We start from the raw sequence: 14,963 nt of genomic DNA, 5'->3' as shown, positions 1-14,963 counted from the left end.
CGTTCGGCCGCATGAGAGCAATCGAGTTCAGCGAATACGGTCCGCCCAGCGTCCTGCACGTCGCCGAGGTGGAGGAGCCGCAAGCCGGTCCGGGGGAGATCCGGATCGCTGTCAGGGCATCCGGGATCTCGTCGGGGGAGACCTACATCCGCTCAGGCCGGCTGCGCGAGCTGGTGCCCGTGACGTTTCCTTACCGGACCGGGTTCGACGCGGCCGGGGTGGTGGATCAGGTTAGGGGTGGCGTTACCGGCGTACGGGTTGGTGATGAGGTCTTCGGCATGACAAGCACGACCGCCCGCGCAGCCAACGCCGACTTCGCGGTGTTGACCGGCTGGGCGCCGAAGCCACCCACCTGGACCTGGGAGGAAGCAGGTGGCGCCGCCGGCAGCGTCGAGACCAGCACCCGTGTCCTCGACCGACTCGCCGTCAAGGAAGGCCAAACCGTCCTCGTCCAAGGCGCGGCCGGCGCCGTCGGCACCGTCGCGATCCAGCTGGCGGCGGCCCGAGGCGCGCGAGTGATCGGTACTGCGAGCGAACGCAACCACGACTTCTTGCGCGAACTCGGCGCCGAGCCGGCCAGCTACGGCGAAGGACTCATCGACCGGGTCCGCGCATTGGTGCCCGGCGGTGTGGATGCCGTCTTCGACTGCGCGGGCGGCTCGCTGCCCGATCTCATCGCCATCGCGGGGGACGCGGCGCGGGTCGTGACAATCGCCGACTTCGACGCGGCGGCCCACGGCGTACACATGTCCCACAGCGCCCCCGCTGAAGAGACGGGAACATCGCTCGGTGCGGGCGCCGACTCGCTGGCCTTCCATGGACTCGAGACGGCTGTCGGTCTGGCTGCCGAGGGCAGGTTGCACGTGCCGGTCGCCGCTGCTTTTCCGCTGGAGGAAGCTGCGGCCGCGCACGAGCTGAGTGAGACCCGGCACGCCCGCGGCAAAATCGTCCTGCTGCACTGAGGCGCCGGGATCGTCTTGCAGGGTTGAGGATCAGGCAGCGGGGGAGCAGCCGCAGGATTCTCGGTGCATGATTTCTGCGGGGAGGCGGATTGTCTGGGGTGGGGCTTCGTGGTCGGTCATTCGGCGGAGGAGGAGCTGGACTGCCCGGGCGCCGATGGCGGCTGATGGCTGGGCGATGGCGGTCATGCCGGGGGTGAAGAGGTCGGCCCAGGCGAAGTCGTCGAAGTGGACGATGGCCAGGTCACGGGGGATCCGGATGCCGGCGGCCTTGAAGGCGGCCATGGCGCCGATGGTCATGTCGTTGTTGGCGGCGAAGATCGCGGTCGGTGGATCGGGCAGGTCGAGGAGGGCGAGGGCGGCGCGGCGGCCGCCTTCGCTGGTGGAGGCGCCGTCGACGACGAGGTCGGGGTCGACGGTCAGCTCCGCGCGATGGTGGGCCAGACGGAAACCACGCAGGCGCTCGGCGCTCGTCGCCAGGCCGGAGATACCGGCGATCATGCCGATCCGGGTGTGGCCGGCTGAGATCAGGTGGTCGATCACGGCTGCCGTCGATGCCTCGTTCTCGACGCCGACCTGGTCGGCGCGCAGGTCCGGGTCGATCCGGTCGACGATCACGTAGGGGACCGGGTGGTCGCGCAGCAGCGGCAGGGTGAGGTCGCGCCAGCCGTCGGCCGGGGCGATGACGAGGCCTTCGATGTGGTGGGCAAGCAAGTTGGCGACCGCGGCGGCCTCGTGGCGGGCGTCGTCGCGGGTGTCGACGATGATCAGGTTGAGGCCGGCCCGGGTCGCCTCGCCGTCGATGCCCTGGACGAGATCGACCCAGTACGGATTCGAGGCGGCGGTCAGGGCGAGGCCGATCGTCTGGTTCGAGCCGGCCGACAGCGACCGCGCGATCGGGCGGTGCTCGTAGCCGAGCAGCAGCATCGCCCGGAGTACCTTCTCGCGGGTGGCGGTGGCGACCAGGCGGGTGCCGTTGACGACATGCGAGACCGTGCTCACCGATACGCCGGCGCTGCGGGCGACCTCGGTCATCGTGACCATCCGTCGAATGGTCGTCGCTCAGCGTGCTTTGCGCAACCCTTTGCGCAAAGGCTGCGGCGTGCCGCGGGGCAGGCCTAACTTCGCTCAAACGAGCGGGTCGTACCGCTCGAGAACCTCCGCCCGGGTTCTGGTTCCCGGGCGCCCGGACCCCGGAGGGCAGATCCGTGGCATTCGACTTCTCGTCCACAGCCCGTACTACGGTCGCGCGGCGGCTGCCGGTCGGCGTACTGGCGTTGTGCCTGGCCGCGACGACCGCGTGCACCCAGACGAAATCGGGTGGTGGTGACGACGCGGGCAGCAGCGGACCGGTGAAGATCGGCCTGGTCACCAAGACCGACACCAATCCGTACTTCGTGAAGCTGCGCGAATCGGCGAAGGCGGCGGCCGGGGCCAACGGCGCGACGCTGATCGCGGTGGCCGGCAAGTTCGACGGCGACAACGAGGGGCAGGTGAGCGCGATCGAGAACCTGGTCCAGCAAGGTGTGAAGGGCATCCTGATCACGCCGAGCAACTCGACCGGCATTCTCGGCGCGCTGAAACAGGCCAAGGACAAGGGCATTCTGGTGATTGCCCTCGACACCGAGACCGACCCGAAGGACGCGGTCGACGCCACCTACGCGACCAACAACGAGCAGGCGGGAGTGCTGGAGGGCAAGTACATCAAGGCGACCCTCGGCGCGACGCCGCCGAAGCTCATCCTGATGGACGGCTCACCCGGCGGCACCGTGGACGAGCAACGCCACCGCGGCTTCCTGCAAGGGATGGGCCTGAAGGACGGCGACCCAGCCATCCTCGGCGCCGCCCCCACCAACGGCGACCAGAACAAAGCCCAGGCCGCGATGGAGAACCTCCTCCAACGCGATGCCTCCGTCAACGCCGTCTACACCCTGAACGAACCCGCCGCCCGGGGCGCGGTAGCCGCCCTCACTGCCAAAGGCCTGGCCGGCAAGGTCGCAGTCGGCTCCATCGACGGCGGCTGCCAAGGCGTGGCCGACGTCAAAGCCGGCAAGTACCTGGTCACCGTCATGCAGTTCCCGAAAAAGATGGCCGAACAAGGCGTCAACGCCGTAGTCACCTTCACCAAGGACGGCACCAAACCCTCAGGCTTCCAAGACACCGGCGCCCAGCTGATCACCGACAAACCCCTCCCAGGCCTCGACTCCAAGGACACCACCTGGGGCGCAGAAAACTGCTGGGGCTGAGATGAGCACCCCAAAAACCCCGCCCACCGACCCCTCCTCCGACTCCTCGCCGCCCGCCACCCGGAGGGCGCCGGGCGGCGCAGGAAATGGCTGGGCGTCCGAGGCCGTCCTTCACAACCCCGCACTGGGTCCGCTCGGCGCGTTGCTCCTTGCCGTCATCGTCTTCGCGGTGACCACCAGCACGTTCTTCACCGTCGACAATCTGTCGTTGGTGGTGCAGCAGGCGTTGGTGGTGGCGACGTTGGGGCTGGGGCAGACGTTGATCGTGTTGACCGGGGGGATCGATCTCGCGAATGCGGCGATCATGGTGCTGGGGACGATGTTGTTCGCCCGGCTGGTGATCGGGGGGACGGCGCCGGGGGTGGCGTTGATGATGGGGTTCGTGGTTTGTGCGGTGCTGGGGGTGGTGTCGGGTGGATTGGTGACCTGGCTGAATCTGCCGCCGTTCATCGTGACGCTGGGGATGCTGACGGTGGTGCTGGCCATCGGGCGGTTGTACTCCGAGGGCAACTCCTACCCGGTCACCGACGACGTGCTGGGTGTGCTCGGGAAGGGCGGCTATCTCTTCGGGCAGCTCAAAGTCACGCACGGGATGACGTTGGCTGTGGTCATGTTCGCGGTCGCCTGGTACGCGCTGACCAAGACTGCCTGGGGGAAGCATGTGTATGCCTTGGGCAACGATCCTGAGGCGGCCCGGCTGACCGGCATCCACGTCGGGCGGACGCGGTTCAGCGTCTACCTCATCGCCGGCGTCATCTACGCCTTCGCCGCCTGGCAAGCGCTCGGACGGATCCCCAACGCGGACCCGAACGCCTTCCAGACCGGCAACCTCGACAGCATCACCGCCGTCGTCATCGGCGGTACCAGCCTGTTCGGCGGCCACGGCAGCGTGCTCGGTACGGTCGTCGGCGCGCTGATCGTCGCCGTACTCCGCAGCGGCCTGACCCAAGCCGGCATCGACAGCCTCTACCAAGACGTCGCCACCGGCGTCCTCGTCATCGCCGCCGTCGCCTTCGATCAGCTAGCCCGCCGGAGGTCCCGATGACCGCCCCAGCCCTCCAGGCCCGCGGCCTTGTCAAACGCTACGGCCGCGTGACCGCCATCGACGGCGCCGACTTCGACCTGTACGCCGGGGAGGTGCTGGCCGTCGTCGGCGACAACGGCGCCGGCAAATCCAGCCTGATCAAGGCGCTGTCCGGAGCCCTCGTCCCCGACGAAGGCACCATCCTCCTCGACGGCAAGGAAACCCGCTTCCACTCACCCCTCGAAGCCCGCCAGGCAGGCATCGAGACCGTCCACCAAACCCTCGCCCTCGCCCCGGCGATGGACATCGCCACCAACCTCTTCCTCGGCCGCGAACTCCGCCGATCCGGCCCGATCGGCTCGGTCCTCAGGCTGCTCGACCGCAAGACGATGCGCCGCCAAGCCCAGGAGCAACTGGATGCCCTGGGCATCGAAACCGTGCAGCACATCGGCCAGATCGTCGAAACCCTGTCGGGTGGTCAGCGCCAAGCGGTCGCAGTAGCAAGGGCAGCCATGTTCGGCAGCAGGCTAGTCATCATGGACGAGCCGACCGCCGCGCTCGGCGTCAAGGAGTCCCGGCTCGTCATCGACCTGATCCGGCGGATCCGGGATCGCGGGCTTCCCGTAGTACTGATCAGCCACGACATGCCACAGGTGTTCGAGCTGGCCGACCGCATCCATGTCCACCGGCTCGGCCGGCGAGCGGCTGTCGTCGACCCGGCCGACGCGTCGATGAGTCAGGTGGTCTCACTGATGACCGGCGCCCTGCAACCGGGCGACGAAGGCGCGCCGCCGAATCTTGCAGCGGAGCAGCTCCGACGCTATCGGCGCCCAGGCACGCACCTCGCGGCACTTGCCCAGCGCCCACGATGCTCCGCATCGAGGCCACTGCTCAAGCACCACGATGCACGCACCTGGACACCGCTATCGTTCGAGCTACATCGCTTACGGGACACTGGTTGGAGTGTTGGGCGTGCACGACACGGCAGCTGTTGAGTATCCGAGCTTCCCCTACCCGGTGACGAACTACCAGGAGGACAACCGCGGGCAGTTCCACTTCAGCTCGCGTGGCGGCTGGATGAACGACGTCAACGCGCCGCTGTACTACCGCGGCGTCTACCACCTCTACTACCAGCACGCCCCGAACAGTCTCGTCTGGGACACCATGCACTGGGGCCACGCGACCAGCACCGATCTGGTCCATTGGCAACAGAAGCCGATCGCCCTCGACCCAGGCATCCATCCGGGTGACCTCTGGTCCGGCGGCGGAGTCGTCGACACCGGCAACGTCACCGGTCTGAAGAACGGTGACGACGACCCGATCGTCGTCTTCTCCGGGACCAACGGCGTCCAGGTCTTCTACAGCCTCGACGGTGGCAACACCTTCAAGACGTTTGCCGACGGCAAGAAGGTGGTGAAGCCGAACGCCCGGACCAGCCGCGATCCGAAGGTCTTCTGGGATCCGATCGCGAAGCACTGGGGGATGGTCGTCTGGTCCGACGAGGGCGGCAACGGCGCCGACTTCTACACGTCGGAGAACCTGCTCGACTGGACCTTCGGCTCGCGGTACCAGGCCGACTGGCTGTTCGAGTGCCCGGACATGGTCCGGATGCCGTTCGAGGGGGGCTACAAGTGGGTGCTGAGCGACGGCAGCGGCGAATACGTCGTCGGCGACTTCGACGGCACGACCTTCCATCCGCTCAACCGGATGCAGCAGAAGATCAACCAGACCGACACCCACGCCGGCGGCGGGTACTACGCCGCGCTGACCTTCGCCAACCTCCCGGTCAAGGACCGCGTGGTCTCGATGGCCTGGCAGGGCGAGAACCAGGGCACGATCTGGACCGGCAACGCGACCTTTCCGGTCGACCAGCGGCTGAAGCGGACGCCCGACGGCCCGCGTGTCGTGAGCACCCCGATCCCCGAGATCGCGTCGGCGCGGACCTCGACCCGGACGTGGAAGGACCGCACGCTCGACGCGCGGAGTGCGAAGCAACTCCTCGCGGGGGTCGAGGCCGACACGTACGAACTGGAGGCGACGGTCGATGTACGGGATGCCGAGCGGTTCGGGTTCCGCCTGCATACCAGTCCGGACGGCTGGTTCGATCGCGACGTCGTCTACGACGCCAAGGCGCAAACGCTCGACGGTACCGCGCTGAAACCCGACCACGGCAAGGTCAAGCTCAGGCTGCTCGTCGATCGCGGCCAGCTGGAGGTGTTCGGCAACGACGGCGACGTCTACCAGAGCCACAACGTCAACTTCGACAGCCTGCCCGGGGGCAACGGACTCGAGTTCTTCGTCGACGGCAAGGTGCACGTCGAATCGCTGACACTGCACGAGCTGGGCTCCATCTGGAAGACATCGGGCCAGTCAACGCTGAGCACCGACATCGCCGGCCAATGGTATCCGGCCTCCGGCAACTGGACGGATGTTGCCGGAGGCAAGCAAGGGCAGGCCGGCGGCGACGCGTTCTACCTGAGCAAGGCGAGCGGCTCAGATTTCACCCTCGAGGGCGACGTCAAGCTGGTCAGCGGCACGGCGGCGGCGCTCACCTTCCGTGCCAACAAGGATGCAAGCCGTCACTACACCGCCAACATCGACGCGGATGCGGGTGTCGTCAAGCTCTGGCGACCAGGCCGCGACATAGCCACCCACCCGCTGGCGATCGAGCGCGGTCGCATCTATCACTTCAAGCTCACTGCAGCTAGTACGGCTATCGAGGTCTGGGTCGACGGCACCCTGATGATCGATGCCACCGACACCGAGCAATCCGCCGGCCAGTTCGGCCTCAACGTGTTCCGCGGGACGGGAATCTTCCAGCACTTGCACCTCACCCCTGGTAGTTGAACGCAACATAAGCCAAGGTGGGGGATGTTCGGGGCGATTTTTGGGGAGGGATCGTTCGCGTGGATGTGCTTGCTGTTGCTGAGGACGAGCTGGACGATCTGCGGACGCGACTGCGGCGGACGCGGTGGGGGACGAGCTGGCCGGGGACCGGGTGGGAGGCCGGGACCGACGGCGCTGAACTCCGCAGATTGGTCGACTACTGGGCAACCGGTTTCGACTGGCGCAAGCAGGAGGCCGCGCTCAATGCGCTGCCGTCACACTTCGCCGACCTGGACGGCGTGCCGGTGCACTACCTCCGGTACGACGGTGAACACCCGGCTGCGCTGCCGATCGTGTTGACGCACGGCTGGCCGAGCTCAGTGCTCGAGCTGACCGAGTTGGCTCACCGGCTCGCCACGCCCTCGGAGTACGGGGGATCGGCGCTGGACTCCTTCGCCGTGATCGTGCCGTCGCTGCCCGGCTTCGCGTTCTCGCCGCAACGACCGTCGTTGCCACCGGCAACGTCAACGCATGAACTGTGGCATCGATTGATGCATGACGAGCTGGGCTTCGACCGGTACGCCGCGCACGGCGGCGATCTCGGCGCCGGGATCAGCGCGCTGCTCGGCCAGACCTATCCCGAGTCGGTCGTCGGCATCCACGTGCTCGCCGTCGCGAATCCGGCCGGCTACGACCCGGACGAGGTGACGCCGGAAGAGCAGGCCTACCTCGCGTCCGAGGCCGAGTGGTACGCCGAGGAGGGCGGCTACGAGCACGAGCAGATGACCCGTCCGCTGACGCTCAGCGCCGGGCTGTCCGACTCGCCGGCGGGACTACTCGCGTGGCTGCTGGAGAAGTACCGGGCCTGGACCGACTGTGACGACGACCTCAGCACCCGGTTCAGTGACGACTTCGTGCTGACCCAGGCGTCGCTGTACTGGTTCACGAACACGATCTCGACCTCGTTCCGCCCGTACTACGAGTTCCACCGCGGACTGCGCGAGCGGGTGACCTCGGTGACCGTGCCGACCGCGATCGCCGTCTTCCCCGAGGATCTCGTCCGCCCGCCGCGCAGCTGGGCGGCCCGGACGTACAACGTCACCAGGTACACGGCGATGCCGCGCGGCGGCCACTTCGCCGCTTGGGAGGAGCCGGAGCTGCTCGCCGACGACATCACGGCCTTCTTCCACAACCTGCGGTAGACCTAGCGCGCGATGGACGCCGTCCGGGCCGCGGTGAGTTTGATCAGGTCGGCGGGGGACAGGCCCAGGTCGAGGCCTCTTCGCCCGCCGGAGACGTAGACGGTCTCGTGGTCGGTGGCGCTCGCGTCGACGACGGTCGGCAGCAGCCGCTTCTGGCCGATCGGGCTGATCCCGCCGACGACGTACCCGGTGATCCGCTCGGCCGCGGCCGGGTCGGCCATCGCCGCCTTCTTGCCGTTGAGGGCGGCGGCGACCGCCTTCAGGTCGAGCTGCTTGTCGACCGGTACGACGCCGACCGACAGCTTGCCGTCGACCTCGACGAGCAGCGTCTTGAACACCTGCTCCGGCTGCAGCCCGAGCGCCTCCGCGGCCTCCAGTCCGTACGACTTGGCGGCCGGATCGTGCTCGTAGGCATGCGTCGTGAACGTCATCCCGGCCTTCGTCAGCGCGACCGTCGCGGGTGTGCCCTGACTGTTCTTACTTTTCGCCACGGGGGCAGCCTACGACTTCGGCGCCGGGGTCAGGCGCACGCAGCAGTGGGCGGGTTGGGGCTCGAGGACGGCCTGCAGCCCGGTGCCGCCGAGACCGTCGAGCAAGCCGGCGAGCAGGTGCAGGGTCATGTTGCAGACGAGGTTGGTGTGCTCCGCGGCCAGCGCCTTGAACGGGCAGTTGGCGAGGTCGATGGCCGTGCCGTTGCGGCGAGGCTCGAATCCGTGCGCTTGCAGTACTTCGGCGAGCGGCGTACCGGGGTGTGCGCGGGCGGCGCGGCCGGCGGATTCGCCGTACTCGCGGGCTCGTCGCTCCAGCGCCTGCCGGGGCGAGCCGCCCGAGGTCTCGGCGTCCTCCATCGCGGCGGCCAGGAGTCGCCCAGCGACGTCGTACTGGCGCTCTGGGAAAGAGACGCCGATCTCACGGTCCGAGCGGCGGTAGAGCTTGGCCGGTCGGCCCGCGCCTGGTCCGGTACGGCCCGTACGCCGCTCGAAGACGACGCTGAGCAGGCCTTCCTCGACGAGCTTGTCGAGATGGAAGGCGGCGGTGGTTCGCGGTACTCCGAGCGCTGTGGCGGCGTCTTCGCGACTGACCGGCCGGGGCTCGGCGATGACGTGGTCGTAGAGCCGTCGTCGGGTCGGTTCGTCGAGCGCGGCGACCGCCTGGATGCTCGCGTCCGTCGGCTGGTCCACGGAATGATTCTATCGCCAACTCCCGTTGACGAAATAGTACGGTGGCTTTTAAGGTCGATCGATCTATCTGCAGGAGGCGTCAGATGACCACGATTCGTACAGAGCTCGATCCCGCCGGGCTCGACGAGGCCGAGGACCTCCTGCGACCCGTGCCGTTGCACGTCGTCGGTGGCCGGCCGGAGATCGACCTGGTGGCGGCCGAGCGTGCGGTCGCGGACCTGCTGGTGGCGCTGGGACGGGATCCGCACAGCGCCCATCTGGCGGAGACGCCGCGGCGGGTGGCGAGTGCGTATGCGGAGATGCTGACGCCGCGGGAGTTCGAGCTGACGACGTTCCCGAACGACGAGGGGTACGACGAGCTGGTGCTGGCGCGGAACATTCCGGTGCAGTCGTTGTGTGAGCATCACATGCTGCCGTTCCAGGGGGTGGCGCATGTCGGGTATCTGCCGGGGGAGCGGATCCTCGGGCTGTCGAAGTTGGCACGTGTGGTGGAGTTGTTCGCGCGGGATCTGCAGGTGCAGGAGCGGTTGACCAAGCAGGTGGCCGACTGGTTGCAGGATCAGCTGGCGCCCAAGGGGGTGGGCGTGGTGATCGAGGCCGAGCACCAGTGCATGTCGTTGCGTGGCGTGCGCGCGATCGGCTCCAAGACGGTCACTTCGGCGCTGCACGGCATGCTCCGCGACAGCCCCAGCTCACGCCAGGAGTTCTTCGCACTCACCGGCATCTCGTCGGCGACCTGAGTTCGCCCCGGCCCCGGACATGGGGCTGGTGGGAACGCCGGGTGCGCGGCGTACCGGCGTACGGGTCAGGCTGAGGCCACCGCCTGGTGGTGATGGGTGTGGCGGCCGGTCGCCAGGATGTGCGCGACCTCCCCGGGCAGCAGGTCGGTGCCGGGGACCGGTTCCATCTCGGAGACGTCGAGCCAGCGGACGACGGTCGCGCCGCAGTGGCCGTGGACGGCGAGGATGGAGTCGAGATCCGGCCAGACCGCGGTGGACGGGTTCTGGCCGTGCCAGCGCAGCGCCACCGATCCGTCGGTGAAGACGCATCCTTCGGCGACCGTTCCGGTGCCGGAGACACCGCTGATGTCGGCGTACCTGACGAGTTCGAACGTCTGGGGTTTCACCGGCGGACCTCGTCGGTCCTGGTCGCGGGTGCGGTCCGCTGACTGCTGCTGGGTCTGTCGCTGGAATTTCGGCTGGATCTTTGGCTGGATCTTTGGCTGGGGCGAGCTGAGGGAGTTGCCATGGTCCTTTCCCCGGGTCGGCGTGGTTCTGGGCATTCGCCACAAACCGGGGGACCAGTACTGAACGTCAGCGGGGAAGGACGGTCTGTAGCGACTCATCTACTGGAATTCAAGGTAGAACCAACCGCCCGGACACGCCAGTGGTCAGTGGGCGTGTCTCATTCTTCGATCCTGTCCGGTCAACAATTCAGGCGATTGATGGCCGTGCGGCGTGATCGAATGCGGAGGTGTTCCTGACCATCGCCCTGCGTTCCCCGGCGCCCGAAGTTCCCGCGACCGATCTCGGATTCCTGTTGCACAAGAATCCGGCGCGACCTCAGTCCTTGGAGGTCGCCGGTGGGACGGCGCACGTGCTGTACCCGGAGGCGACGGCGGAACGCTGCACCGCGGCGGTGCTGCTCGAGGTCGACCCGATCGCCCTGGTGCGCTCCGGCCGCGGCCGGCCGGCTGAGGGCTTCACCCTCGGCCAGTACGTCAACGACCGCCCGTACGCCGCGTCGAGCCTGCTCGCGGTCGCTCTCGGCAAACTCTTCCGCACCGCCATGAACGGCCGCTGCGACGCCCGCCCGTCGCTGGCTGCCAGCGCCATCCCGCTCGAAATCCACATCCCCGCCCTCCCCTGCCGAGGCGGCGCCCCACTGGCCGAACGCTTCTTCAGCCCCCTCGGCTGGACGGTAGACGCCCGCCCCATCCCCCTAGACCCGGCAATCCCCGCCTGGGGCGACTCCCGCTACATAAACCTCCACCTGACCGGGACTGTCCGCCTAGCCGACGCCCTGAACCACCTCTACGTCCTCATGCCGGTCCTCGACGACGCCAAGCACTACTGGGTAGACACCGAAGAAATCGAAAAACTCCTCCGAGCCGGCGAAGGCTGGCTCAGCTCCCACCCCGACAAGGACCTGATCTCCCGTCGCTACCTAGCCCACAGCCGAACCCTCACCGACACCGCCCTGGAACGCCTCACCGAAGCCGACGGCGAACTCCTACCGGACGAGTCCGCCGCCGAACACGGCGACAACCTCCCCGCCTCGCCGCCATCAGCACTCGCCGCCGCGTCGGGCAGCAGCGCGCCATTCGCCGCTGCTTCCGGCAGCAGCGCGCTATTCGGTGGCGGCTCTGCCTCTACTCCGTCGCTTGCTGTGCAGCGGCGGGCGACGGTGTTGGAGGTGCTGCGGGAGATCGGCGGGCACCGGGTTGGTGATCTTGGGTGTGGTGAGGGGGTGCTCGTCGGTGAACTGCTGAAGGACGGCAGGTATGACCTGGTGGTGGCGACTGACGTCTCCTCGCGGGCGTTGGGGTTTGCGGAGAAGCGGTTGCGGGTGGGGGAGATGTCGGATCGGCAGCGGGAGCGGTTGCGGTTGTTCCAGTCTTCGGTGACGTATGCCGATGAGCGGCTGACGGGATTGGATGCCGCGGTGCTGATGGAGGTGGTCGAGCATGTGGATCCGCCTCGGCTGCCGGCCTTGGCTCAGGCTGTTTTCGGAGCCGCGAAACCTCAGGCTGTGGTGGTTACTACGCCTAATGCGGAGTACAACGTGCGGTTCGAGAAATTGAGGGCGGGAGCGTTCCGGCATCCGGACCATCGGTTCGAGTGGACTCGCGGGGAGTTTGGGGAGTGGGCTGCTGGGGTGGGTGCGGCGTACGGGTATGGGGTTGAGTTCCGGCCGGTGGGACCGGTGGATGACGTGGTCGGGGCGCCTACTCAGCTGGCGGTTTTCCGGAAGAAGGAGGAGGTGTGATGGTGAGCATCGCGGTGCCGGCGTTGAGTCTTGTGGTGTTGGTGGGGGCCAGCGGGTCGGGGAAGTCGACGTTTGCCCGGAAGCACTTCCTCGGGACTGAAGTCATCTCCAGTGATGTCTGCCGGGGTCTGGTTTCGGACGATGAGAATGACCAGGCGGCGACCAAGGACGCCTTCGAGGTGTTGCATTTCATTGCGGGGAAGAGGCTCGCGGCGGGGCGGTTGACGGTGATCGACGCGACGAACGTGCAGCCTGAGGCGCGGAAGGAGCTGATCGCGCTCGCGAAGGAGCATGACGTGTTGCCGGTGGCGATCGTGCTCGATCCGCCGGAGCAGGTTTGTGTTGCGCGCAACGAGCAGAGGCCCGACCGTCAGTTCGGCAAGAAGGTCGTAGAGCGGCAGCGGTCGCAGCTCCGCCGTGGGCTGAAAAGCCTTAAGCGCGAGGGATTCCGGACCGTCCAGACGCTGTCGAGCGTCGAGGAGATCGATGCCGTCAGCATCGAACGCACCAGGCTCTTCAATGATCTGACCGACCAGACCGGCCCGTTCGACATCGTCGGCGACATCCACGGCTGCCGCGCCGAACTCGAGCAGTTGCTCACCACCCTCGGCTACACGATCACCCGCGACCCCGAAGGCCGCCCAGTCGACGCGAGCCACCCCACCAGAAAAGCGATCTTCGTCGGCGACCTCGTCGACCGCGGCCCGGACACCCCCGGCGTACTGCGACTCGTCATGGGCATGGTCAGAACCGGCCACGCGTACTGCGTGACGGGCAACCACGAGGCCAAGCTGCTCCGCTCGATGCAGGGCAAGAAGGTCCGTGTCAACCACGGCCTCGCCGAGTCGCTGGAGCAGCTCGCCGAGGAGTCCGAGGAGTTCCGCGCCGAGGTCGCCACCTTCATGGACGGCCTCATCTCGCACTACGTCTTCGACGCCGGCAACCTCGTCGTCTCGCACGCCGGCCTGATCGAGCGGATGCACGGCAGGACCTCCGGCCGCGTCCGTTCCTTCTGCCTGTACGGCGAAACGACCGGCGAGACCGACGAATTCGGCCTGCCGATCCGCTACCCCTGGGCCAACGAGTACCGCGGCCGCGCCATGGTCGTCTACGGCCACACGCCGACCCCGGAGCCGGAGTGGATCAACAACACGATCTGCCTCGACACCGGTTGCGTGTTCGGCGGCTCACTGACCGCCCTGCGCTATCCCGAGCGCGAACTCGTCCAGATCGAAGCGGCCGAGCAGTACTACAAACCCGCAAAACCGCTCCACGTACCGTCCGCCCCTGAGCGAGAGCCCGACGTCCTCGACATCACCGACGTCGTCGGCCGGCGAGTGATCGAGACCGCGACCCACGGCCGGATCAGCGTCCGCGCCGAGCAGGCCGGTGCCGCGCTGGAGGTGATGAGCCGGTTCGCGATCGACCCGCGCTTCCTGCTCTACCTGCCGCCGACGATGAGCCCGGTCGCGACCTCACCGGTGCCCGGCCTGCTGGAGCATCCGGCCCAGGCCTTCGAGGCGTACAAAGGCCAGGGTGTCACCGAGTTGGTGTGCGAGGAGAAGCACATGGGCTCGCGTGCCGTCGTCCTGCTGACCCGCGACGACGACGTCGCCGAGAAGCGCTTCGGTCTCGCCGGACGCGGCGCCGTGCACACCCGAACCGGCCGCTCCTTCTTCGACCCAGCCCTCACCGACGACCTGCTCGGTAGGTTGCGCGAGGTCGCCGAAGCGGCCGGCCTGTTCGAGGAGCTGGACACCTCCTGGCTGCTACTCGATGCCGAGCTGCTGCCATGGAGCGCCAAGGCGGGCGACCTCCTGCGCAACCAGTACGCCGCAGTCGGCGCGGCCGCTCGATCGTCGTTGCCCGCCGCAACGGCCGCGCTCGAATCGGCTGCTGCAGCAGGGCTCGACGTGGGAGAGATGCTCGAACGGACCAAGCGTCGTACGGCGAACGCGGACCGCTTCACCGAGGCATACCGACGCTACTGCTGGCCGACTGAGGGGCTGGACGGCGTCCGGTTGGCGCCGTTCCAGTTGTTGGCGTCCGAAGGAGCGACGTACCAGGACAAGCCGCATGCGTGGCATCTCGCGCTGGCCGACCGGATGGTTGCCGCAGGCCCCTCTCTCATCACCGCGACTCGACGGCTGTTCGTCGATCTCGAGTCGTGGGATGCGGGGATCAAGTGGTGGGAGGAGCTGACCGGAGCCGGTGGCGAGGGCATGGTGGTGAAGCCTGCGGCAAACCTCGTCCGGACGGCTAAGGGGTTGGCACAGCCGGGGTTGAAGGTTCGTGGGCAGGAGTATCTGCGGATCATCTACGGCCCGGACTACACCGAGCCGGAGAACTTCAGCCGGCTGCGCGACCGCAAGCTCGGGCACAAGCGGTCGCTCGCGCTCCGCGAGTACGCCGTCGGTCTGGAGGCGCTGGAACGAGCCGCCCGGGGCGAGCCGCTCTGGCGCATCCACGAATGCGTCTTCGCCGTCCTCGCCCTCGAATCCGAACCCGTGGACCCTCGGCTCTAGCGCCGGCATGAG

General features: G+C 67.7%; 13 protein-coding genes. 9 read left to right on the top strand and 4 right to left on the bottom strand.

The genetic code is table 11. The features are described 5' to 3' along the window. Positions 1-11 precede the first annotated feature (11 nt). Positions 12-962, top strand: a complete 951-nt coding sequence (locus tag ABD768_RS35645; protein WP_344848225.1) for an NADP-dependent oxidoreductase — start codon at positions 12-14, stop codon at positions 960-962. Between the two features lie 30 nt (positions 963-992). Here the strand turns inward: ABD768_RS35645 and ABD768_RS35640 are convergent, their stop codons facing one another. Further along, complete coding sequence (locus ABD768_RS35640; protein WP_343981255.1) at positions 993-2,003, bottom strand: LacI family DNA-binding transcriptional regulator; 1,011 nt, start codon at positions 2,001-2,003, stop codon at positions 993-995. A gap of 164 nt (positions 2,004-2,167) precedes the next feature. Here ABD768_RS35640 and ABD768_RS35635 point away from each other — a divergent pair, with 164 nt between their 5' ends. From ABD768_RS35635 to ABD768_RS35615, 5 genes are read left to right on the top strand one after another with little or no spacing between them, the layout of a single operon-like run. After that, the gene (locus tag ABD768_RS35635) at positions 2,168-3,205 is read left to right on the top strand and encodes a substrate-binding domain-containing protein (RefSeq protein ID WP_344848222.1); all 1,038 of its coding nucleotides are present in this window, start codon (positions 2,168-2,170) and stop codon (positions 3,203-3,205) included. Between the two features lies 1 nt (position 3,206). Continuing rightward, a complete protein-coding gene (locus tag ABD768_RS35630) occupies positions 3,207-4,250 on the top strand; it encodes an ABC transporter permease (RefSeq protein ID WP_344848220.1) in 1,044 nt (347 codons plus the stop codon). After that, a complete protein-coding gene (locus ABD768_RS35625; RefSeq protein WP_344848218.1) occupies positions 4,247-5,224 on the top strand; it encodes an ATP-binding cassette domain-containing protein in 978 nt (325 codons plus the stop codon). Before ABD768_RS35630 ends, ABD768_RS35625 begins: the two co-directional genes overlap by 4 nt. Next, positions 5,202-7,076, top strand: a complete 1,875-nt coding sequence (locus ABD768_RS35620) for a glycoside hydrolase family 32 protein (RefSeq protein ID WP_344848216.1) — start codon at positions 5,202-5,204, stop codon at positions 7,074-7,076. The genes ABD768_RS35625 and ABD768_RS35620 overlap by 23 nt, the downstream gene beginning before the upstream one ends. Before the next feature lie 59 nt (positions 7,077-7,135). Continuing rightward, positions 7,136-8,257, top strand: a complete 1,122-nt coding sequence (locus ABD768_RS35615) for an epoxide hydrolase family protein (protein ID WP_344848214.1) — start codon at positions 7,136-7,138, stop codon at positions 8,255-8,257. A 2-nt stretch (positions 8,258-8,259) separates the two neighbouring features. Here ABD768_RS35615 and ybaK read toward each other — a convergent pair whose 3' ends face one another. Both ybaK and ABD768_RS35605 read right to left on the bottom strand, forming a co-directional pair. After that, positions 8,260-8,748 (bottom strand): Cys-tRNA(Pro) deacylase, encoded by a 489-nt coding sequence (gene ybaK, locus ABD768_RS35610; RefSeq protein WP_343981238.1) that lies wholly within the window; start codon positions 8,746-8,748, stop codon positions 8,260-8,262. Between the two features lie 9 nt (positions 8,749-8,757). After that, entirely contained in the window at positions 8,758-9,438 is a 681-nt protein-coding gene (locus ABD768_RS35605; RefSeq protein ID WP_344848212.1) for a helix-turn-helix transcriptional regulator, read from the bottom strand. Between the two features lie 83 nt (positions 9,439-9,521). On the opposite strand from ABD768_RS35605, the gene folE reads away from it, so the two are divergent. Then, on the top strand, positions 9,522-10,178 hold the full coding sequence (folE, locus tag ABD768_RS35600) for a GTP cyclohydrolase I FolE (protein ID WP_343981232.1): 657 nt from the start codon (positions 9,522-9,524) through the stop codon (positions 10,176-10,178). Between the two features lie 65 nt (positions 10,179-10,243). Here the strand turns inward: folE and ABD768_RS35595 are convergent, their stop codons facing one another. Further along, positions 10,244-10,564 carry a hypothetical protein gene (locus ABD768_RS35595; protein WP_343981229.1) on the bottom strand — a complete coding sequence of 107 codons (321 nt, stop codon included), beginning with the start codon at positions 10,562-10,564 and terminating at the stop codon, positions 10,244-10,246. 347 nt (positions 10,565-10,911) lie between these two features. On the opposite strand from ABD768_RS35595, the gene ABD768_RS35590 reads away from it, so the two are divergent. Continuing rightward, the gene (locus tag ABD768_RS35590; protein WP_344848209.1) at positions 10,912-12,426 is read left to right on the top strand and encodes a 3' terminal RNA ribose 2'-O-methyltransferase Hen1; all 1,515 of its coding nucleotides are present in this window, start codon (positions 10,912-10,914) and stop codon (positions 12,424-12,426) included. After that, positions 12,426-14,951: a polynucleotide kinase-phosphatase gene (locus tag ABD768_RS35585; protein ID WP_344848208.1), complete on the top strand. Its 2,526-nt coding sequence runs from the start codon at positions 12,426-12,428 to the stop codon at positions 14,949-14,951. Before ABD768_RS35590 ends, ABD768_RS35585 begins: the two co-directional genes overlap by 1 nt. The last annotated feature ends 12 nt before the right edge of the window (positions 14,952-14,963 follow it).

This window comes from Kribbella ginsengisoli, from assembly GCF_039537185.1.
Taxonomy (GTDB): domain Bacteria; phylum Actinomycetota; class Actinomycetes; order Propionibacteriales; family Kribbellaceae; genus Kribbella; species Kribbella koreensis.
The sequence above is the reverse complement of the archived record's forward strand: the minus strand, read 5'-3'. Positions and strand labels throughout refer to the sequence as shown.

Excerpts from the sequence above, each read along its gene's own strand:
- ABD768_RS35645 (WP_344848225.1), top strand. The coding sequence starts at position 12 with ATGAGAGCAATCGAGTTCAGCGAATACGGTCCGCCCAGCGTCCTGCAC.
- ABD768_RS35640 (WP_343981255.1), bottom strand. The coding sequence starts at position 2,003 with ATGGTCACGATGACCGAGGTCGCCCGCAGCGCCGGCGTATCGGTGAGC.
- ABD768_RS35630 (WP_344848220.1), top strand. The coding sequence starts at position 3,207 with ATGAGCACCCCAAAAACCCCGCCCACCGACCCCTCCTCCGACTCCTCG.
- ABD768_RS35625 (WP_344848218.1), top strand. The coding sequence starts at position 4,247 with ATGACCGCCCCAGCCCTCCAGGCCCGCGGCCTTGTCAAACGCTACGGC.
- folE (WP_343981232.1), top strand. The coding sequence starts at position 9,522 with ATGACCACGATTCGTACAGAGCTCGATCCCGCCGGGCTCGACGAGGCC.
- ABD768_RS35585 (WP_344848208.1), top strand. The coding sequence starts at position 12,426 with ATGGTGAGCATCGCGGTGCCGGCGTTGAGTCTTGTGGTGTTGGTGGGG.